20 protein-coding genes and 2 pseudogenes are annotated in these 19,932 nt (G+C 74.2%); 13 read left to right on the top strand and 9 right to left on the bottom strand.

The genetic code is table 11. The annotated features are described in order from the left end of the window. Positions 1-336, bottom strand: coding sequence for a YnfA family protein (locus ACFWEG_RS06165; RefSeq protein WP_387209738.1), 336 nt, complete (start codon positions 334-336; stop codon positions 1-3). A 179-nt stretch (positions 337-515) separates the two neighbouring features. Between ACFWEG_RS06165 and ACFWEG_RS06160 the strand changes: the two genes are divergently transcribed. The 3 genes from ACFWEG_RS06160 (at position 516) to ACFWEG_RS06150 (ending at position 2,897) form a co-directional block, all read left to right on the top strand. Further along, on the top strand, positions 516-1,214 hold the full coding sequence (locus ACFWEG_RS06160) for a DNA polymerase beta superfamily protein (protein WP_387209736.1): 699 nt from the start codon (positions 516-518) through the stop codon (positions 1,212-1,214). Between the two features lie 126 nt (positions 1,215-1,340). Continuing rightward, positions 1,341-1,907 carry a GNAT family N-acetyltransferase gene (locus ACFWEG_RS06155; RefSeq protein WP_387209734.1) on the top strand — a complete coding sequence of 189 codons (567 nt, stop codon included), beginning with the start codon at positions 1,341-1,343 and terminating at the stop codon, positions 1,905-1,907. A 60-nt stretch (positions 1,908-1,967) separates the two neighbouring features. Continuing rightward, a complete protein-coding gene (locus tag ACFWEG_RS06150; protein ID WP_387209732.1) occupies positions 1,968-2,897 on the top strand; it encodes an aminoglycoside phosphotransferase family protein in 930 nt (309 codons plus the stop codon). A 34-nt stretch (positions 2,898-2,931) separates the two neighbouring features. On the opposite strand, the gene gap is transcribed toward ACFWEG_RS06150, so the two are convergent. Further along, positions 2,932-3,930 (bottom strand): type I glyceraldehyde-3-phosphate dehydrogenase, encoded by a 999-nt coding sequence (gap, locus tag ACFWEG_RS06145; protein ID WP_387209729.1) that lies wholly within the window; start codon positions 3,928-3,930, stop codon positions 2,932-2,934. A gap of 138 nt (positions 3,931-4,068) precedes the next feature. Then, on the bottom strand, positions 4,069-5,025 hold the full coding sequence (locus ACFWEG_RS06140; protein ID WP_387209727.1) for a GlxA family transcriptional regulator: 957 nt from the start codon (positions 5,023-5,025) through the stop codon (positions 4,069-4,071). 93 nt (positions 5,026-5,118) lie between these two features. On the opposite strand from ACFWEG_RS06140, the gene ACFWEG_RS06135 reads away from it, so the two are divergent. The 4 genes and pseudogenes from ACFWEG_RS06135 to ACFWEG_RS06120 all read left to right on the top strand — a co-directional run. Continuing rightward, the gene (locus tag ACFWEG_RS06135; protein WP_387209725.1) at positions 5,119-5,361 is read left to right on the top strand and encodes a hypothetical protein; all 243 of its coding nucleotides are present in this window, start codon (positions 5,119-5,121) and stop codon (positions 5,359-5,361) included. Between the two features lie 2 nt (positions 5,362-5,363). After that, positions 5,364-5,900 (top strand): Clp protease N-terminal domain-containing protein, encoded by a 537-nt coding sequence (locus tag ACFWEG_RS06130; RefSeq protein WP_387209723.1) that lies wholly within the window; start codon positions 5,364-5,366, stop codon positions 5,898-5,900. Between the two features lie 573 nt (positions 5,901-6,473). Continuing rightward, the gene (locus ACFWEG_RS06125; protein WP_387209721.1) at positions 6,474-6,905 is read left to right on the top strand and encodes an NfeD family protein; all 432 of its coding nucleotides are present in this window, start codon (positions 6,474-6,476) and stop codon (positions 6,903-6,905) included. Between the two features lie 9 nt (positions 6,906-6,914). Continuing rightward, positions 6,915-7,919: pseudogene (locus tag ACFWEG_RS06120) on the top strand (SPFH domain-containing protein); the annotation flags it as partial. 175 nt (positions 7,920-8,094) lie between these two features. Here ACFWEG_RS06120 and ACFWEG_RS06115 read toward each other — a convergent pair. Further along, positions 8,095-8,445, bottom strand: a complete 351-nt coding sequence (locus ACFWEG_RS06115) for a PRC-barrel domain-containing protein (protein WP_387209719.1) — start codon at positions 8,443-8,445, stop codon at positions 8,095-8,097. 148 nt (positions 8,446-8,593) lie between these two features. On the opposite strand from ACFWEG_RS06115, the gene ACFWEG_RS06110 reads away from it, so the two are divergent. Then, on the top strand, positions 8,594-9,268 hold the full coding sequence (locus ACFWEG_RS06110) for an AIM24 family protein (RefSeq protein ID WP_387209717.1): 675 nt from the start codon (positions 8,594-8,596) through the stop codon (positions 9,266-9,268). 82 nt (positions 9,269-9,350) lie between these two features. Here the strand turns inward: ACFWEG_RS06110 and ACFWEG_RS06105 are convergent, their stop codons facing one another. Beyond that, on the bottom strand, positions 9,351-9,698 hold the full coding sequence (locus ACFWEG_RS06105) for an STAS domain-containing protein (protein ID WP_387209715.1): 348 nt from the start codon (positions 9,696-9,698) through the stop codon (positions 9,351-9,353). 162 nt (positions 9,699-9,860) lie between these two features. Here ACFWEG_RS06105 and ACFWEG_RS06100 point away from each other — a divergent pair, with 162 nt between their 5' ends. Then, on the top strand, positions 9,861-11,900 hold the full coding sequence (locus tag ACFWEG_RS06100) for a sigma-70 family RNA polymerase sigma factor (protein WP_387209713.1): 2,040 nt from the start codon (positions 9,861-9,863) through the stop codon (positions 11,898-11,900). A gap of 185 nt (positions 11,901-12,085) precedes the next feature. Here ACFWEG_RS06100 and ACFWEG_RS06095 read toward each other — a convergent pair whose 3' ends face one another. Further along, positions 12,086-13,867 carry an aminotransferase class I/II-fold pyridoxal phosphate-dependent enzyme gene (locus ACFWEG_RS06095; protein ID WP_387209711.1) on the bottom strand — a complete coding sequence of 594 codons (1,782 nt, stop codon included), beginning with the start codon at positions 13,865-13,867 and terminating at the stop codon, positions 12,086-12,088. A 291-nt stretch (positions 13,868-14,158) separates the two neighbouring features. Here ACFWEG_RS06095 and ACFWEG_RS06090 point away from each other — a divergent pair, with 291 nt between their 5' ends. Then, entirely contained in the window at positions 14,159-14,560 is a 402-nt protein-coding gene (locus ACFWEG_RS06090; RefSeq protein WP_387209709.1) for an ATP-binding protein, read from the top strand. 158 nt (positions 14,561-14,718) lie between these two features. Continuing rightward, on the top strand, positions 14,719-16,617 hold the full coding sequence (locus ACFWEG_RS06085; protein WP_387209707.1) for a glycoside hydrolase family 15 protein: 1,899 nt from the start codon (positions 14,719-14,721) through the stop codon (positions 16,615-16,617). Positions 16,618-16,635: 18 nt separating this feature from the next. On the opposite strand, the gene ACFWEG_RS06080 is transcribed toward ACFWEG_RS06085, so the two are convergent. After that, complete coding sequence (locus ACFWEG_RS06080) at positions 16,636-17,472, bottom strand: helix-turn-helix domain-containing protein (protein WP_387209705.1); 837 nt, start codon at positions 17,470-17,472, stop codon at positions 16,636-16,638. A gap of 113 nt (positions 17,473-17,585) precedes the next feature. On the opposite strand from ACFWEG_RS06080, the gene ACFWEG_RS06075 reads away from it, so the two are divergent. Beyond that, on the top strand, positions 17,586-18,182 hold the full coding sequence (locus ACFWEG_RS06075) for an NADPH-dependent FMN reductase (RefSeq protein WP_387209703.1): 597 nt from the start codon (positions 17,586-17,588) through the stop codon (positions 18,180-18,182). 84 nt (positions 18,183-18,266) lie between these two features. Here the strand turns inward: ACFWEG_RS06075 and ACFWEG_RS06070 are convergent, their stop codons facing one another. Both ACFWEG_RS06070 and ACFWEG_RS06065 read right to left on the bottom strand, forming a co-directional pair. Further along, on the bottom strand, positions 18,267-18,626 hold the full coding sequence (locus ACFWEG_RS06070; RefSeq protein WP_387209701.1) for a PRC-barrel domain-containing protein: 360 nt from the start codon (positions 18,624-18,626) through the stop codon (positions 18,267-18,269). A gap of 317 nt (positions 18,627-18,943) precedes the next feature. Then, a pseudogene (locus tag ACFWEG_RS06065) lies at positions 18,944-19,198 on the bottom strand (type B 50S ribosomal protein L31); the annotation flags it as partial. Between the two features lie 285 nt (positions 19,199-19,483). Between ACFWEG_RS06065 and ACFWEG_RS06060 the strand changes: the two are divergent. Continuing rightward, the gene (locus tag ACFWEG_RS06060) at positions 19,484-19,888 is read left to right on the top strand and encodes a hypothetical protein (RefSeq protein ID WP_387209699.1); all 405 of its coding nucleotides are present in this window, start codon (positions 19,484-19,486) and stop codon (positions 19,886-19,888) included. Positions 19,889-19,932: the final 44 nt, after the last annotated feature.

Raw genomic sequence — 19,932 nt, 5'->3', positions numbered from 1 at the left:
TCAGTGGCCGCGGGGGGCGTACATGATGACGGCCATGCCGGTGAGGCAGATCAGGGCGCCGACGACGTCGTAGCGGTCGGGGCGGTAGCCGTCGGCGACCATGCCCCAGGCGAGGGAGCCGGCGACGAAGACTCCGCCGTAGGCGGCGAGGATGCGGCCGAAGTCGTCGTCGGACTGGAGGGTGGCGACGACGCCGTAGAGACCGAGCGCGACGACGCCGGCGCCGATCCAGATCCAGCCCTTGTGCTCGCGGATGCCCTGCCAGACCAGCCAGGCGCCGCCGATCTCGAGGAGGGCGGCGACGGCGAAGAGGGCGACGGAGCGGGCGACGGTCATGGGGGCCGAGCCTACCGGCGGGGCGCCTCGGCGCTGGTCAGCGGGGCGGGGGGAGGCGCGTGGCGCGGGGGCGCGGGGCGGGGTCCGGCGGGAGGAAAATGCGGCGACAGGGTCGCGGACGGTCGGGATCATGGGCGTCGGCGAGCCCCATCGGGGCCCGGATCAGGGGAGGTCTCCACATGAGCAGCGAGTTCACCGCGGGGGCCGTCCTCCTGTCGGGCGTGGTCGGCTCGACGGCGTACGGGCTCGCGCATGCCGGTTCCGACGTGGACCGGCTCGGTCTCTTCGCCGCGCCCACCCGCGCGTTCCACGGTCTGCACGCGCCGAAGCCGACGTACGTGACGACGGCCCCGGACCGCACGCTGCACGAGGCGGCGAAGTGGGCGCGCCTCGCCCTGAGCGGGAACCCGACGGTCATGGAGCTGGTCTGGCTGCCCGACGAGCTGTACGAGGTCCGCACGCCGCTCGGCGAGGAGCTGATCGGCCTGCGCTCGTCACTGCTGTGCGCCCCGCGGGTGCGCGACGCCTATCTCGGTTACGCCACACAGCAGTTCAGGCGGCTCGCCGCCCGCGGTGACGGCTCCTTCAGCGCCGACACCCGCAAGCGCACGGCCAAGCACGCCCGCCATCTGCGCCGCCTCTGCCACCAGGGGTTCCAGCTGTACGCCACCGGCACGCTGCACGTCCGCGTCGACGACCCCGCCGCCTACCACCGCTTCGGCGAGGAGGCCGCCGCGGACCCGGCGGCCGCGCTGCCGCTCCTGCGCGAGTTCGAGGACGCCTTCGCCTCGACCCGCAGCGTGCTCCCGGACCACCCGGACGAGGGGCCGGTCACGGCATGGCTGCACCGGGTGCGGGCGGAGATGTACGAGGCCTGACGCAGGGCGGCACCCCCGCACCCGTGGCCGGCACACGAGGCCGCCGGGCCTGCGGACCGCCATGTCCGGGCTGACGTGCGGAAACGCGGTGGTATCGGGGATGCCGGGCGCGTAGGGTGCGGTGCCATGCCACCCGTCACCCGTCCCACCGTCCGTCCCGTCCGCGCCGAGGAGTGGCGCGAGGTCAAGGCGCTGCGGCTGCTCGCGCTGCGCGACCCGGCGGCCCCGATCGCGTTCCTGGAGACGTACGAGGAGGCCGCCGCGCGGCCCGACGACTTCTACCGGCAGCGGGCCGAGGGCGCGTCCCACGGCACCGGCGCCCGCCAGTTCGTGGCCGAGGACGGCGACGGCTCCTGGGTCGGCTCGGTCACCGTCCTGGTCGAGGAGGCCGGCCGCGACGACTTCTTCGGCCACCGCGTCGAGCGGCGCCAGGCGCAGCTCGTCGGCGTCTACCTCCGGCCCGAGCACCGCGGGACCGGCGTCCTCGACGCGCTCGTCTCCGCTGCGGTGGCCTGGGCGTGGTCCGACCCGGCCATCACCCGCGTCCGCCTCCACGTCCACGAGTCCAACGCGCGCGCCGCGGGCGCCTACCGCCGGCTGGGCTTCGTGGCGTCGGGCGTGACGCTTCCGACGGAGGCCGATCCCGCCCTGGTGGAACGCGAACTGGTCCTCGCCAGGCCCACCGCCCCCTGAACCCGGGAGTACGGCCTACAGCCGGGTCGGCGGGGCGGGGTGCCCGCGTAGGGTGCCGGGGTGATCCAGGTGCCGGAGGGGTTCGTGCGGGGGACGGTTGCGCGGGAGGGGGAGGCGGGGGCGGCGTGGGTCGCGGAAGTGCCGCTTATTGTGCGCGAGTTGATGGCGCGGTGGGGGTGCGGGCGGGACGGGGAGGTGACGCACGGGGGTGTCGGGGTGGTGGTGCCGGTGCGGTGGCGGGGGCGGCGGGCGGTGGTGAAGGTGTCGTTCCCGCACGAGGGGAACGTGCACGAGCCGGACGCGTTCGAGGCGTGGGGCGGGCGCGGGGCCGTACGGCTGTACGCGCGGGACGACGCGCGGTTCGCGATGCTGCTGGAGCGGGCGCGCTCCGAGACGCTCGCGGAGGCGGCGGACACCGACGAGGTGGTGCGGGTGGCGGGGCGGCTGCACCGCAGGCTGACGGTCGCCGCGCCGGCGGGGCTGCCGCGGCTGAGCACGCAGGCGGAAGGGTGGCTGGAGCAACTACGGCACGAAGAGGCTGAGTTGTCGCACGCCTTGCCGCCGCGGGTCGTGGACGCGGCCGCCGCCACGGTACGCGAGCTGGGGACGACCCAGCCGGACACCCTCGTCCACGGGGACTTCCACGCGCGCAACATCCTGCGCGCCGACCGGGAGCCGTGGCTGGCCGTCGACCCCAAGGGGTACGTCGGCGACCCGGCGTACGACGGCGGCACCCTCCTCAAGGCCCGCGCGCTCGCGTTCCTCGACGCGGACGACCTCCGCACCGCGGCGTTCCGCGCCCTCGACGGCTTCGCCGAGGCCGCGGAACTCGACCGCGAGCGGGTGCGCGCCTGGTCCCAACTGCACGCCGTACAGGCCTCGTTCTGGGCGCGCCGGCACGGGTTCCGGGTGGCGCGGGAGGGCGAACTCCTGACCCGCCTCACCGCGTTCACCGACGAGCTGGCGGAGTTGCTCACCCAGCGGCGGTAGGGGCCGCCGCCCCTCCCCCCCTCGCCGGAGGCCCTCAGCCGCGCGCCAGCAGTTCCAGGGTGTCGATGACGCGGTGCGAGAAGCCCCACTCGTTGTCGTACCAGGCGACGACCTTGACGTGGCGGCCGTCGACACGGGTGAGCGCGGAGTCGAAGACGGCGGAGGCGGGGTTGCCGGTGATGTCGGAGGAGACGAGGGGGTCGTCGGAGTACTCCAGGACGCCGGCGAGGGGGCCGGCCGCGGCGGTGCGGTAGGCGGCGAGGACGTCGTCGCGGGTGACGTCGCGGGCGACGGTGGTGTTGAGCTCGACGATCGAGCCGACCGGGACGGGGACGCGGATGGAGTCCCCGGAGAGCTTGCCGTCGAGGCCCGGCAGGACGAGGCCGATCGCCTTCGCCGCGCCGGTGGTGGTCGGGACGATGTTGACGCCGGCGGCGCGGGCGCGGCGCGGGTCGCGGTGGGGGCCGTCCTGGAGGTTCTGCTCCTGGGTGTACGCGTGCACGGTGGTCATGAACCCGTGCTCGATACCGGCGAGTTCGTCGAGGACCGCGGCGAGCGGGGCGAGCGCGTTGGTGGTGCAGGAGGCGTTGGAGACGACGGTGTGGGCGGCCGGGTCGTAGGCGGCGGTGTTGACGCCGTAGGCGAGGGTGACGTCCGCGCCGTCCGAGGGTGCGCTGACGAGCACCTTGCGCGCGCCCGCGTCGAGGTGCGCGCGTGCGGCCTCGGCGGAGGTGAAGCGCCCGGTGGACTCCAGGACGATGTCGATCTGCAGCTCCCGCCAGGGGAGTTGTGCCGGGTCGCGCTCGGCGAGCACGCGGATGCGGCGGCCGTCGACGACGAGGGTGTCCCCCTCGGCGGACACCGGGCGGCCGAGCCGGCCCGACGTGCTGTCGAACGCGAGCAGCCGGGCGAGCGCGGCGGGCTCGGTGAGGTCGTTGACCGCGACGATCTCGAGCGCGCTGTCGCGCTCCAGGAGCGCGCGGAGCACGTTGCGGCCGATGCGGCCGAAACCGTTGATGGCGATGCGGGTCATGAGTGAGGTCCCTTCTCTCCCGTCCCCACCACCCTCGCGCGCGACCGCGGGCGCGGACAGTGGCGTGATCGCCATGGTCCGCAAGGATGTCGCCAGGCCGTGTCGGTGCGGTCGGGCCCCGGGGGGCGTACGGCCGGCTCAGCCGCCGTCGGTGAAGGTGCGGCGGTACTCGCTCGGGGAGGTGCCGAGGATGCGGTGGAAGTGCAGGCGGAGGTTCGCGCCGGTGCCGAGGCCGGTGTCGCCGGCGATCTGCTCGACGGAGCGTTCGGAGCGTTCGAGGAGCTCGCGGGCGAGGTCGACGCGGGCCCGCATGACCCACTGCATGGGGGTGTACCCCGTCTCCTCGACGAACCGGCGGGAGAACGTGCGCGCGGACACGCCGGCCTGCGCGGCGAGCGCGTCGAGGGTGAGCGGTTCGCCGAGCCGGTACAGCGCCCACTCGCGGGTCGCCGCGAACCGCTCCCCCAGCGGCTCCGGCACGCTGCGCGGGACGTACTGGGCCTGGCCGCCGCTGCGGTAGGGCGCGGCGACGAGGCGGCGGGCCGCGTGGTTGGACGCGGCCACGCCGAGGTCGCCGCGCAGGATGTGCAGGCACAGGTCGATGCCGGAGGCCGCGCCGGCGGAGGTGAGGACGCCGCCCTCGTCGACGAAGAGGACGTTCTCGTCGACGAGGATCCGCGGGTGGCGGGCCGCGAGGGCGCGCGTGTAGTGCCAGTGGGTCGTGGCGCGGCGGCCGTCGAGCAGGCCCGTCGCGGCGAGCGCGAACGCGCCGGTCGAGATCGCCGCGAGCCGGGTGCCCCGCTCGTGTGCGTTGAGGAGCGCGGCGACGACGGCGGGCGGCGGGTCGTCGCGGTCCGGCTGCCGGTAGCCCGGGACGAAGACGATGTCCGCCCAGGCCAGCGCCTCCAGGCCGTGCGCGACCTCGTACGCCAGTCCGTCGCCCCCGGCCACCCTTCCCCGCGCGGCGCCGCACACCCGCACCTCGTACGGCATGCTCGCGCGCGTCGTGAACACCTGCGCCGGGATGCCGACGTCGAGCGGCTTCGCACCGTCGAGGACGAGGACGGCGACGCGGTGGGGGCGGGAGGTCGGCACGGGTCGAGCGTACGGCGGGGGCGGGTGGGGCGGCGCGGTGGTGTTGTCAGGGAACCTTGACACCGTGTCCGTTGTCAGGGAATCCTGACACGTATGGAAGCCGAGGAGACGCCGGCCTCGTTGGCCGGGCAGGTCACGGACAGGGACCCCGCGGTGGGTCTCGCCGCGGTCGTCGCGTTGCGGCGGCTGCTGGAGGAACTGGAGCGGCTGCACGTGGACAGCGCGCGGGACCGGGGGTGGTCGTGGCAGACCATCGCCACGTCGTTGGACGTCAGCCGGCAGACGGTGCACGAGAAGCACGCGGGTCGGCGCAGGGCCGAGGGCAAGGAGGGGTAGAGATGTTCGAGTACTTCACGGAGCACGGCAGGGCCGCGGTGGTGGCCTCCCAGGACGAGGCGGTCGCGCTCGGGCACGACTTCATCGGGACGGAGCACATCCTGCTCGGTCTCGTGGTCACCGAGGAGTCCACCGCCGCGCGGGCGCTGCGCGAGGTGGGCGTCGACGCGGAGCGGGCGCGGGCCGAGACGGTGCGGATCTGCGAGGCGGCGGGCGTGCCGTCGACCGGCGGGCAGCCGGCCAAGGACGCGCTGTCGTCGCTCGGCATCGACGTCGAGGCGATCAAGGCGCAGGCCGACGGTACGTTCGGACCGGGTGCGTTCCAGTACCCGCGGCCGGCGTACACCCCGGAGGCCAAGAAGGCGCTGGAGCAGACGCTCGCCGAGGCGCGGGCGCTCGGGGCCGAGCGGTTCGGGACGGGGCACGTCCTGTTGGGGCTGCTGTCGTCCGGGGGTGGGCGGGGGCCGGAGGTGCTGGTGGCGCTGGGCGTGGGTGAGGAGGTGCTCCGGCGGGCGGTTCTGGCCCGGCTCGCCCGGTAGCGCGGGTGTGGTGCGGGGGCGTCCCCCGCGAGAGCGGAGCCCCCCGCGAGAGCGGAGCCCTCCGCGGGAGCGGAGCCCCCCGCGTCCCCGAGCGGGGGCTCCGCCCCCTGCACCCCCATGTCGGGCTGCGCCCTCCGGCCTCAAACGCCGGCCGGGCTGGATTTTTTTGGCTCCCGCCCCCGGTCTGGCTGAGGCGATCTGGCCGGACGTCCACCACGCTAGGGCTTCGTGGCCAGGACGCACCACGCTGAGGCTTTGCAGCCTGGACCCACCACGCTGAGGCATTGTGGCCTGGACCCACCAGGCGGAGGCGATGAGGCTTGGGCGCCCCAGACGTGGTCGACATCGCCCGGACGCCACAGGCGGAGTCAACATCGCCCGGACGCCACAGGCGGAGGCGATGTGGCCAGGAGCCTCGCCGCGGTGGCTGTGAGGCGGCCGGGGCGCGGTAAGAGATCCCGCGCAACCATGGCCCCCGCCGCCCGCCCGGAGGTAAAGTAATTCAAAAGGTGGATCTCTTCATCTTTGCGACGCAATCCGACATCCACGCGCCCCCGGCAGGGAGGGGCCTTCATGGAACCGTGGTTGATCTGGCTGACGGTCGCGGCGGTCCTGGCCGCGGCCGAGATATTCACGCTGACCGCCGCTCTGGGGCTGCTCGGGGGTGCCGCGCTGGTGTCGGCGGGGGCGGCGGGGGTGGGGGCGCCGGTGCCGGTGCAGTTCGTGGTGTTCACGCTGGTCTCGGCCGCGGGGCTGCTGTTCGTGCGGCCGGTGGCGATGCGGAACCTGCGGGCGCCGCAGCAGGAGCGGTTCGGGATCGACGCGCTGGTGGGTTCGGTCGCGCACGCGGTCACCGAGGTGTCGGCGCGCGGCGGCCGGGTGCGGATCGGCGGCGAGGAGTGGACGGCCAGGCCGTACGACGAGACGCTCGTGATCCCCGAGGGCGCTGCCGTGGACGTCATGGAGATCACCGGTTCGACCGCGATCGTCTATCCGAGAGAGTGAGACGTGGACATGTCGCCAGTGCTCATAGCCGGTCTGCTCGTGGCGCTGATCGCGGTGTTCACCGTGATCCGTGCGGTGCGCATCGTCCCGCAGGCGCGCGCCCGGAACGTGGAGCGGCTCGGACGGTACCGGCGGACGCTGAAACCGGGCCTCAACGTCGTCATCCCGTACATCGACCGCGTCTATCCGGTGATCGACCTCCGCGAGCAGGTCGCGTCGTTCAAACCGCAGCCGGTGATCACCGAGGACAACCTCGTCGTCCAGATCGACACCGTCCTCTACTACCAGGTCACCGACCCGCGCGCGGCGGCGTACGAGATCGCGGACTTCCTGCAGGGCGTCGAGCAGCTGACGGTCACGACGCTGCGGAACGTCGTCGGGTCGATGGACCTGGAGCGGACGCTGACCTCGCGCGACACGATCAACAGCCAGCTGCGCGGCGTGCTCGACGACGCGACGGGCAAATGGGGGCTGCGCGTCAACCGCGTGGAGATCAAGGCGATCGACCCGCCGCAGTCCATCAAGGACGCGATGGAGAAGCAGATGCGCGCCGAGCGCGACAAGCGGGCCGCGATCCTCGGCGCGGAGGGCCAGCGGCAGTCGCAGATCCTGACCGCCGAGGGTGACAAGCAGGCCGCGGTGCTGCGCGCGGAGGGCAACCGGACGGCGGAGATCCTGAAGGCGGAGGGACAGTCGCGGGCGATCGACGAGGTCTTCCAGGCCGTCCACCGCAACGACCCCGACCCCAAGCTGCTCGCCTACCAGTACATGCAGATGCTGCCGCAGCTCGCGCAGGGCCAGGGCAGCACCTTCTGGGTGATCCCGAGCGAGGTGACGTCCGCGCTCCAGGGGGTGTCGCGCGCGTTCAACGAGGTGCTGCCGCAGTCCGCGGCGACGGTCCCGAAGGCGGCGTCGAACTCCGCCGAGCAGGCCGAACAGGCCGCCACGGATGCCGCGTTGGCCGCGCGGGCGGCCGAGGAGGCGCTGGCGGACGCGGCCCGGGCGGACGGGCTCGGGGCGACGGCAGGCGGTGCGGCGGGGATCGGCGCACCGCCGGTGCCGCCCGTCACGCCGGCCACGACGACGCCGCCGGACACCGTCCCCGAGGACGACTCCAACGACCCCACGGAGAGCGGCCGTTCACATCGGAACGGCAACTCCCGCCCGGAAAGGCCCGGTTCGGACGACGTCAGCGGCGCGCGAGACGCCTCGGTCCCCCCACGGTGAACGGCAGCTTGTAGTGCGAGAAGACCTCCGCCTCGGTATCCGCGAGGAGTTCGCCGTCCGTCTCGATCGACGGCGCGTCCTTCACCGTCTGCTTGGGCCAGGCGACCTTCACGTACGACGGTGAGACGCGGGCCCGCTGCAGCGGCACGAACGTGATGCGCTTGCTGGTGAGGAAGCCGGTCAGGACGCCCGCGAAGGCCGGGGTGTCCGTGCCGGTGTCCACGTAGACGGACTCCAGCGAGCCGACCTTGTTGCCCTCCTGGTCGACGACGTCCTTGCCGCGCCAGTCACGAATGTTGTCCGCCTCGATCATGGGTCACCTCTCGACCTGTGCGCGCCGTGTCGCGCCGGTGTACGTTCCGACTCCGTGCGCCTGCCCCGGTCCGGTGCAGGTCACGCCGCCGGGAGCGGAGTGAGTCGCTCCGGGAGTGTGGGCGGGGAGCGGGGGAACCAGCCGCCGCATGAGCCGAAACCTGTTCGATCCCGAGAACTTCGTCCAGCCGTCGCAGGCCCCCGGCCTGTCGCAGGAGAACCCGATGGCGGTGCGGTACACCGTCAAGGGCGAGGCGTACGCCCGCCAGGGCACGATGGTGGCCTGGCGCGGAGCGCTGTCGTTCGAGCGCCAGGGCCAGGGCGTGGGCAACTTCCTCAAACGCGCGATGACCGGCGAGGGCCTGTCCCTCATGACCGCCAAGGGCGAGGGCGAGGTGTGGTTCGCCTCCGACGCGGCGCACTGCTTCGTCGTCGACGTCGACGACCAGCACGGACTGACCGTCAACGGCAAGAACATCCTCTGCTTCGACGCCTCGCTCCGCTACGACATCACCACCGTCGAGGGGGCGGGGATGGTCGGCGGCGGGTTGTTCAACTGCACCTTCGGCGGGACCGGTCGCCTCGCCCTGACCAGCGCGGGCGTCCCGCTGGTGCTGCCGGTGACGCCGGACGCGCCGGTGTACGTCGACACCGACGCGGTCGTGGCGTGGAGCCCGCAGCTGCGGACGTCGCTGCACCGGTCGCAGGGCATCGGGTCGATGCTCAAGGGCGGCAGCGGGGAGGCGGTCCAGCTGAAGCTGGAGGGCGAGGGGGTGGCCGTGGTCAACCCCGGTGAGCCCAAGCCGCACCAGGCCTCGGCCTGATCCCGTCGCCGACGCGCCGAACGCCCGCCCTCGTCAGGGGGCGGGCGTTGTGTCGTCGCGGGGGGGGCGTGGGCCGTCCGCGTCAGCCCTCCACGGCCTCCGCCAGGGTGGTGTACACCGGCATGTGCCGGTCCTGGGTGGTGAGTTCGAGCAGGTGGCGGACCTGGGGGCTCGGGCGGGCGATGCGCAGCCGCGTTCTGCGGTGGGCTCTGACGACGGCGTTGACGAAACTGGAGTCGGCGAACGTGACCTCGGCCGCGTCGAGCACCACGACGGGGTAGGTGCGGGCGGCGGTCGCCAGGGCGGCGTGCAGGGAGTCGGCCGTGTCCACGTCGATCTCACCGACCGCGCGGATGATCCACGTCCCACGCGGGTGGGGCGTGTCACCGGCCGGGAGCCGGTCGTGCCGGGGGGTGGGAGCCGTCGTCATGCGTCCATCCTGCGCGTTGCGGTGTGTGCTGGGCCACGGACTTCGGTCCCGGCCGCCGGGGACCTCCGTCCCGGATCGCGGACGCCGGCGCATTTCTGTTGTACGGCGCCGCGCCGCGCGGTCTCCTGTCAGAGACCTGACGAGATCGAGGTGGACGCCCCCATGTACCGAAGCCCGCGCAGCGGACCCGCACTCGCCACGGTGGAGGCCGCCAGGGACGGGGACCCGCGGGCTCTCGACGCCCTGGTCGCGGCGAGCATGCCCCTGCTCTACAACGTGGTCGGGCGGGCGCTCGACGGGCACAGCGACGTCGACGACGTCGTGCAGGACACCCTGGTCCGGATCGTGCGCGGGCTGCCGGGCCTGCGCGATCCCGACGCGTTCCGGTCGTGGGCGGTCGCGATCGCCGTCCGGCAGGTCCGCGACCGCGAGGCGCGGCGGGCGGCGGCGCTGCAACGGACGGACAGTCTGGACGCGGTCGCCGACGTCGTCGACCCCTCGTCGGACTTCGCCGCCGTCACCATCCTGCGGCTGGGTCTGACCGACCAGCGCCGTGAGGTGGCCGAGGCGACGCGCTGGCTCGACGACGGCGATCGGACGCTGCTGTCGCTGTGGTGGCTGGAGGCCACCGGCGAGATGACGCGCGAGGAGCTGGCGAGCGCGCTGGAGCTGCCGGTGCGGCATGCGGCGGTCAGGGTGCAGCGGCTGCGGGAGCGGGTGGAGGTGTGCCGGGCGGTCGTCCGCGCGCTGGCCGGGGCGCCGGGCCGCTGCGACGGTCTGGACACCCTCGTGACCGGCTGGAACGGCGTCCCCGGCCCGCTCTGGCGCAAGCGGTTCGCGCGGCACCTGCGGGAGTGCGGGGTCTGCGGGGCGGGTGGCGGGGCCGCCGCCGTCCCGGTGGAGCGGCTGCTCGGCGGGCTGCCGCTGCTCGTGCCGCCGCCCCACGCGGGGGTTCCGCAGGGGTGGCCGGCGGCTGTGTCCGCCGGGGGCGGCGTCGGGCCCGAGGCCGGTGTGGGGGACGTGGCGGGTGGCACGGTGGGGGACGCGTACGACCTCGGTGGGCGGGCGGTGGGGGACGGAGGGGCGCACGCCTCGGCCGCGGGGTCGCGGGTCGCCGCGCGGCGGGTCGCGCGGGCGGCCGGGCGCGCGACCGTACGGCGGCGGGGTGCGGCGGTCCTCGCGGCGGGGGCGGTGGCGACGGCGGTGCTGCTGGTCGCCGGGTACCTGCCGGGTGGGGCGGGCGACGGGGGGCGGTCGGTGGCCGCGGGCGGGGCGGCCGTGGCGTCCCGCGGAGGTCCGTCCGGAATGCCGTCGGCGTCGCGGTCCTCGGCGCCCTCGGCGTCGGCGCCGGCCTCCCCCTCGGCTTCGGCTTCGCCGTCGGCCTCGGAAAAGAAGGAGCGGCCGGCCGCCGCCGCGAAGCCGCCGGCCACGGGCGCGGCGAAGGCACCCGTCGGTACGGCGGCCGCGACCTCGCCGCGCAAGGGGGTCGGGGTGTGGCCGTTCGCCGCCGCCGGACCGGCGCTCGCGGACTCCGGGGCGGGCTGGTACTACACGTGGGGGACGGAGCGGCTGGGTGTCCCGGCCTCCGCGTCGGCGCGGTTCGTCCCGATGATCTGGGGGGCGAAGTCCGTCGAGCCGGCGAACCTGGAGCGGGCGCGGGCCGCCGGGCCCTATCTGCTCGGGTTCAACGAGCCGGATCTGGCGGGGCAGGCCGAGATGTCGGTCGAGCAGGCGCTCGACCTGTGGCCGCGGTTGGAGTCGGCGGGGCGGGTCCTCGGCAGTCCGGCGGTGGCCTACGGCGGGGACCGGCCCGGTGGGTGGCTCGACCGGTTCATGGCGGGTGCGGAGGCGCGCGGGCTCCGCGTCGACTTCGTCGCGCTGCACTGGTACGGCGGTGACTTCCGGGCCGAGGCGGCGGTCGCGCAGTTGAGGTCGTACCTGGAGGCGGTGCACCGGAGGTACGGGAAGCCGGTCTGGCTCACCGAGTTCGCCCTCACCGACTTCTCCCAGGGCGTGCGGGTCGCGTCCCAGGACCAGCAGGCGGCGTTCCTGCGGGCCGCCGCGCCGATGCTGGCGGGGTTGCCGTACGTGCAGCGGTGGGCGTGGTTCGGACTGCCGTCGGGGGCGGAGCCGAACACGGGGCTGTACCGCAGTGCGGCGGGGGTGACGGCGGCGGGACGCGCGTTCCGCGACGTGCGGTGAGGCCTTGGGCGGCCGGCAGCGGGGGCCTTGGGCGGCCGGCAACACGGTTTCGCGGCGGGGGCCTCGGGCGGCCGGCAGCGGGATTTCGCGGCTCCGCCGCGGATGCACGGGCTGCGCCCGCGCGGCCTCAGACGCCAGCCGGGCTGGTATTCATTGCGGCTCGGGCGCGACCGAGGCGGCGGTCGTCATGAGGTGGCGACGGGCACGGCGGTTGCCCCGGGAGTCACGGCCGGGGGCTCGGCGTCCGCCGTGAGCGCCGCCAGCGCTGCCCGCACCGCCGCGGCGATGCGCGCGTTGCCGGCCGCGTCGCGGACCGCGATCCGGACGGTGCGGCCCTCGTAGGCGGAGGACAGCGGGGAGAGGTCGCGCAGGTAGACGTCGTGCCGGCGGCACTCCGCGACGAGCCGCGCGGCGCTCGGGCCGGTGGGCGGGAGGGTGACGGTGAGCCAGTTGGCGACGGACTCCTCGACGGCGAGCGGTGCGCCGGGCAGCGCGGCGAGGTCGGCGGCGAGGGCGCGGCGCAGCGCGTGGGTCTGCCGCCGGCGGTCCGCGTAGTACGCGGGGTCGCGCAGCGCGGCGACCGCGGCGAGCTGGGCGGGGAGGCTGACGGGCCAGGGCGGCGTCCAGCGGCGCAGCTCGGCGGCGACGGGCGGCGCGGCGACGAGGTAGGCGGCGCGCACGCCGGACAGCGCGTACGTCTTGGACAGCGAGCTGCAGACGACGACCCGCGGGTCGGTCGCGGCGAGCCCGGCCAGCGACTCGCCGACGCCGACGTAGCCGAGGTACGCCTCGTCGATCCACCAGCGCGTGCGGGCGGGCGCGCCGGCGATCACCGCGCGCAGGACGGCGGCGGGGGTGTGCGGGCCGGTGGGGTTGTTGGGGTTGATGACGACGACGAGGTCGTAGGGGTGCGCGGCGACGGCCGCGGCGAGCCGTTCGGGGTCGATCCGCCAGCCCTCCTCGCGGCGGAGCCGGAGGCGGTCGACGCGGCAGCCGATCACCCGCTCGGTGACGTGCGCGTACTCGCCGTAGCCCGGGTCGAGGAGCAGGACGCGGCTGTCGGGGGTGAGCCACCGGCCGAAGGCGCGGAAGATCAGGTCGGAGGAGCCGGCGCCGACGGCGAGGGTGTCGTCGGGGAGCCCGCGGGCCGTGGCGACGGCGGCGACCAGGCCCTCCGCGCCGGTGGGCGGGGAGGTGCGGGCGGCCCAGTCGGGGTCCTCGGTGAGCGCGGCGCGGACGCCGGGGGCGGGCGGGAACCAGGCGTCGAGGACGTCGGCGGCGACGATCCGGTCGCGGCGGTGGAGGGTGGTGAAGTCGGTGCCGATGGCGGAGAAGGAGGCGCCGCCGTGCTCGCAGCCGTCCGCGCGGGGTGCGAAGGGGACGTCCAACTGCCAGTCGACGTGGGGCCGTAGGCGGTTCAGCGTGGTCCGGTGGCGGGCGCGGCCGGTGCGGGCGATCTCGTCGACGGTGCCGGCGAGCACCTCGAAGGTCAGCGCGCCGCTGCGGACGGTCCGGCCGACCGGGCGCAGACCCGTGGCGAGGTACATCGGCAGCAGGTCGGTGCGGCCCATCGCGACGATCCGCCGGCCGCCGCGCGCGGCCGTCCACCGCAGCGCCGCGTACATCAGCAGCGACGCCGCGGCCGAGGTGCGCCAGGCGGGTTCGACGGTGAGGATGCGGACCTCGAACAGCGCGTCCTCGGCGAGCAGCGGCAGCTCCTCGCGGGTGAGGTACTTCTCCAGCGCGTACCGGCCCGACCAGGGCGGGGTGAGGCTGACGAAGCCGATCCGGTCGTCCCCGCGGGCGGCGACGAGGTAGACGTTGTCGCCGTCGAGTGCGTCCCGCAGCACGCCCTCGCTGTTCGTCGCGTGCTGGCCGAGCTCCTCGGCGTACACCCGGTGGCGCAGCTCGTGGATCCAGGCCAGGTCGTCCACAGTGGCCTGGCGCAGCCGGAGTTGACGCTCCATCAGTTGTGTTCCTCTCGCACGTAGGAGGTCACAGGATGGGGGACGCGGGCGGTACGGCGGCAGGGGCGGTCGGCACACGCGGGATGGGTACGCGTACTCAGGCGGGAGGGGCGGGGTGTGTGCCGACGCGCCCCGCGGCGGGCCCGCCGGGGCACCCTGCGGCGCACCCCGGCGGCGGCTCCGTACGGAACCGGAATCCGTAACTACGTCCTCGATGGTGTGAGACGCGCGGAACGGGTGACCCGCTGGGGGACCGCACAGCTTGATGGATCCGGACGGACGGGGCGAAGAATGGAGCAGCACGTCATGAGGGGAGCGGCCGCGTACGAAGGGGGCAGCCCGAGTGTGGGCGCGGCGCGGGACTTCCTCACCACGTTCCTCGCCCGGGCCCGCAACCGCGGGATGAAGGTGAGCGAGGACCTCGTCGAGCGGGCCAGGCTGGTGGTCTCCGAGCTGGTCACGAACGCGGTGAAGTACGCGGTCGGTACGGTCTCGCTGATGCTGGAGCTGCGGCCGGGGGAGCTGGCGATGACCGTCGCCGACAACGGCCCCGGGCTGCCGGTGCCGAAGGCGCCGGACGCGGCGCGGATCGGCCAGCACGGGCTGGAGATCGTGCAGGCGCTGTGCCACGACCTCCAGGTGACGGAGGTGCGGGGCGGCAAGCGGATCCGGGTGCACCTCAGTCCGCTGTGACGGCCCCCGGCGTCGCCTGAGCACCGCCGGCGCCGAAGCGGCGGCGGTACTCCGACGGCGTGATCCCGGTCTCCCGCCGACCCGCCGACCCGCCGACCCGCCGACCCGCCGACCCGCCGACCGTAAGCGAACTGCACCCGTCCGGTTACGCTCCGGGGATGAACCGTTATCCCCGGGGCGCAGGTGACGACGCGTACCTGCCGATCGCCGAACACGGCCTCATCGGCGATCTGCGGACGGCCGCGCTGGTCGGCACGGACGGCCGGATCGACTGGTTCTGCGCGCCGCGGTTCGACTCGCCGAGCGTGTTCGGCGCGCTGCTCGACGCCGAGCGCGGCGGCAGCTGGCGGATCGACCCGCTGTGCGAGGTCGCGGCCCGTCGGCAGTTCTACTTCCCGGACACGAACATCCTGGTCACCCGGCTGCTCACCGAGCACGGGATGGTCGAGGTGCAGGACTTCATGCCCGTGCTGCGCCCGCACGACCCCGACCACCGGCAGCGGCTCGTCCGCCGCGTGGTGTGCGTCCGCGGCGAGATGCGGCTGCGGACGCGCGTCGCACCGCGCCTGGACTACGGCCGGGCCGAGCACCGCGCGGTGGAGCACGGGCAGGCGGTGGAGTTCCGCTCGGACGCGCAGACGGTGACGGTGCGCGGGACGGTCCCGCTCACCGTCGACACCGACGGCGACCCGCGCGACGCGGTCGCGGAGTTCCACCTCGCGCAGGGGGACGAGGAGCACTTCGTGCTGGAGGGCGGGGAGCCCGCGGCCGTCGGCGCCGACGACTCCGCGCCCGCCGGCGACCCCCGCCGGGACACCGCCCCCCTCGCCCCCGAGGACGTCGCCGCGCTGTTCGACGGGACGGTCGCGTACTGGCGCGGCTGGCTCAAGCGCTCGACGTACACCGGCCGTTGGCGCGAGATGGTGCAGCGGTCCGCCCTGACCCTGAAGCTGCTGACGCACGAACCGACCGGCGCGGTGATCGCCGCGCCCACGCTGGGCCTGCCGGAGGTGGAGGGCGGGGAGCGGAACTGGGACTACCGCTACGTGTGGATCCGCGACGCCGCCTTCTCGCTCTACGCCCTGCTGCGGCTGGGGTTCACGCAGGAGGCGGACGCGTTCGTCGGCTGGCTGACCCGCTGCCTGGGGGACGCGGACGGCGACGGCAAGGGCCCCTTGCGCGCGCTCTACACGATCGACGGCGACCCCGCGCACGAGGAGACGCACCTCGACCATCTCGACGGCTACCGGGGCTCGTTGCCGGTCCGGGTCGGCAACCAGGCCTCCGAACAGTGCCAGTTGGACGTCTACGGTGAACTCGTCGACTCCGTCTACCTGTTCAACAAGCACGGCGCCGGCATCTCGCTCCAGGCGTGGAAGGACCTCACCCGGATCCTGGAGTGGCTGCTGGAGAACTGGGACCAGGCGGACGAGTCGATCTGGGAGACCCGCGCCGGGCGCCAGCACCACACGTACTCGCGGCTGATGTGCTGGGTCGCGGTCGAGCGGATGATCCGGATGAGCCGGCAGCGGGGGCTGCCGGGGGACGTCGTGCGGTGGAGCCGGGTGCGGGACGAGATCCACGAGCAGATCGTCACCCGCGCATGGAGCCCGGAGCTGCAGAGCTTCGTCCAGACGACGGCGACCGACGCCCCTCCCCCGCCCGTCCTCGACGCCTCCCTCCTCGTCATGCCGATGGTCAAGTTCCTCGCCCCGACGGACCCGCTCTTCGTCTCGACGATGGACGCGATCGAGCGCGGCCTCGTCGCCGACTCCCTCGTCTTCCGCTACGACCCCCGCGTCGCCCCCGACGGCCTCACCGGCACCGAGGGCACCTTCTCCATCTGCTCGTTCTGGTGGGTCGAGGCCCTGACCCGCACCGGCCGCGTCGAGGAGGCGCGGATCGCGCTGGAGAAGACGTTCACGTATTCCAACCATCTCGGCCTGTACGCCGAGCAGATCGCCATGACCGGCGAGCAACTGGGCAACTTCCCGCAGGCGTTCACCCATCTCGCCCTCATCAGCGCGGCGGTGAACCTGGACCGGGCGATGCCGTGAGACCGCCGGCCGCGGCGCTCAGGAGATGGAGCGAAGTCCCCCGCGGCGCGGACGGAGGAGTTCGCCGAGGACCTGCGCGGTGGCGTCGTCGGCGGGGTGCAGGACCAGCAACTGCTGCGCTTCCGCGCTGAGTTCCATCTCCTGGCGGGTCAGCCGGAGCGTGTGTCCGCCGGGGTGGGCCAGGGTGAGGACGTCCCGGGGCGGCACCAGGTGCCGGTTCCTGCGGGCGGTGAACTCCGGGCCCGCGCTCGCGGCGAGCTCACCGCTGAGCCACTCCGCGTGCTCCACGGTCGGGGCGAGCCAGAGGTCGAACGCCCGCTCGTCGGCGACGGCCTCCCAGTCGGGGAACAGGGCGCGGGCGCGCGGATCGGTGAAGACGAACCGGGTGAGGTTCGGCTCGTCCGCGTCGAGCAGCCCGGTCCCGGCGGCCGCCGTCCCAAAGGCGTCGGTCCAGGCGAAGAGGTCGCCGAGCCGGTTCGTCACGATCGCGAGGCCGGGTTCGAGCAGGTGCAGGGTGGCGAGGACGGACGGTCGGACCCGGCGGTCGGCGGGGGTGGAGCGGACGTCCGCGGTGCACTCGCCGCCGCTGATCTTCGCGAGGTAGCGCAGGTGGTCGCGTTCGGACGCGGACAGGCTCAGGGCGTCGGCCAGTGCGTTGACGACGGCGATCGAGGGGTTGCGGTCGCGGCCCTGCTCGATCCGGGTGAGGTACTCGACGCTGATGCCCGCCCGCACGGCGAGATCCGTCCGCCGTACCCCCGGTGACCTGCGGCGGCCCCGCTCGGGCAGGCCGAGCACGGCCGACTGGGTGCGGTCGCGCCGGGCCCGGACGAAGTCCCCCAGAGGTGTTCCCATGGGCCGAGGACAGGGCGGCGCGCGCCCGCCCGGACAGGGCGCAGGGTGGCCCCGCGGGGGCCACCCCCGTCCCGGTCCGGCTGCCGCGCCCGGGCCCGGTGAGGGTGGTGGGCATGGCAGACACACACAAGCTCGTGATCATCGTCGGCAGCGTGCGGGAGGGCCGCTTCGGCCCGGTGGTGGCGTCGTGGTTCGCCGAACAGGTGCGGGCGCACGGCGGGTTCGAGGCCGAGGTCGTCGACCTGGCCGACCACGACATCCCGCTGGCGCTCCCCGCCGTCCCGCCGCTCGTGGCCGGCGACGACTACCCGCGGCCCGCGGGGCTCGCACCGCTCACCGCGGCGCTGGACGCGGCCGACGCGTTCGTCGTCGTCACCCCGGAGTACAACCACAGCTACCCCGCCTCGCTGAAGGCGGCGATCGACTGGCACTTCACCCAGTGGGCGGCCAAGCCGGTCGCGTTCGTCAGCTACGGTGGCGCCGCCGGGGGCCGGCACGCGGTGCTGCACCTGGAGAACGTCCTCACCGAGCTGCACGCGGTGACGATCCGGGACGGTCTGTCCTTCCCGAACTACTTCTTCTCCTGGGAGGACGGGCAGCCGATCGACGCGGAGGCGCCGACGTACGCGAAGACCCTGCTCGACCAGCTGTCGTGGTGGGCGGGGGCGCTGCGGACGGCGCGGGAGGCGGCTCCGTACCCCGCGGGGTGAGGTCCGAGGGGGGACGCCGAGCGGCCCGGACGGGAAGGCGGGAGCCTCCGGTCCGGGCCGCTGCGGGGCGTCATGGCGCGACGGTCACACGTTGCGCCGGTTGCCCTGGTAATAGGTGCCCACCTGCTCGTGGTAGCCGGCGTCGCCCGTGTGCTTGTCCTTGTCGAACTCCGGGGAGTCCTTGATCTGCTCCTTGGTGCGGTCGACGTAGATCTTCTTCTCGTCCGCGTCGATCCGCTGGACGGTGCCGGCCGGGAGCAGGACGTGCTTGCCGAAGATCCACACGCCGGTGTCGACGACGATGTAGGAGGACGAGACGTCCTCCGACTGCTTGTCCACCTTGCCGATGCTGCCGTCGGTGGCCTCGACCTTGTAGCCGACGAGGTCGGTGCCCGCGGTGTAGCCGGCGGTGGACTGGTAGCCCCAGATGTTGGCGTCGCTCATGGTGGTGCGGCTCCTTCTGTCTCGTCGGACGTGCTGGCGTCCGGCGAGTGCCCCTCTCGGAGCAACCCACACATCGGGCTCCGCCGGGGTGGCCCGCTTCGGCCATCCCGGCGGCGTTCCGTCGCACCCAAGCGCCTCTCAGGTCACGGGAGTTCGCGCTCGAGGGCCGCGCGCCCGTGTTCGGCGATCTGCTTGCGGGCCCACTCGAGGTTCTCCGGGGTGAGGTCGCGGCCCCCGGCCAGTACGACGTCCTCGGGGGACACCTCCCCCTCCGCGCCGGTGTGCAGCACATCGTCGGGGCTGACCAGATCCGAGCCGTCGCCCGCCTCGCCGGTGCCGAAGCGGCGCTGGAACTTCGCGACCTGCCCCTCGGTGTCCACGACGCGGGCCTTCCCCGTGTAGAAGGGGTGGCTCTCGGCCGAGATCTCGACGTCGATCACCGGGTAGGTGTTGCCGTCGTCCCACTGGATGTCCTGGTCGCTGGAGGCGGTCGACCGCGTGAGGAACGCGTAGCCGGCGGACCGGTCGCGGAAGACCACCGGGCGGTACGAGGGGTGCTTCTCCTGAGCCATGCGGAACTCCTGGACGCTTCCTGGATGGCGGCCCGCGCCCGGCCGGGCGCACGCCACGGGACCCTCTCCACCCTGCCGCACCCCCGCGCAGGGGGCCAGGCGGGCTGGTCCGGGCGCGTACGGGACCTCCGGCGCGGCCGCCGGGGCGCCTCGGAGGCCGCCCTTCCGCACGCTTGGCCGAAACACGTGGGTCGGACAGCGACACTTGTTTCCCGCGCGCCACAGGGGTACGCGCCCTCCCAGTGCGGACGGGAACCGCCCGTCCCGAACCACCCGGGAGAGAAGATGAAGCCGACCCTGCGCCGGACCGCCCTGCCCGCGGCGGCTGCCGTGGCCCTCGCCGTCCTGCCGGTCACTTCCGCGGCGGCCGCGCCGGCCCCCGCAGCCGAGCCGTGCGTCCAGAAGATCACCGTGGTCAACAACAGCGGCTACGTCCTCAACTGGCAGCCGAGCACGCGCACCGGCGAGCTGTCGTACTCGACCGAGAACTACCCGGTGAACCAGAGCCGCACCATCGACCTCGCCACCACCGGCTTCGCCGAGGGCACCGAGGTCCGCCCGCTGGTCAAGGCCGTCGCGGGCACGTCCGAGTACGGCAACCGGTACGTCGGCTACTGCGCGAACGGCCAGACGGCGACGTACAGCGCCACCGGCACCACCCTCGACCCCGCCGTCACCCTCCTCGGCTGACACCCCGACCCACCCCGGAGCCCCCGCCCCGCCTCCCCGCGGGG

This window comes from Streptomyces sp. NPDC060194 (assembly GCF_042728285.1).
GTDB lineage: Bacteria > Actinomycetota > Actinomycetes > Streptomycetales > Streptomycetaceae > Streptomyces.
This window is presented reverse-complemented; position numbering and strand designations above follow the sequence as displayed.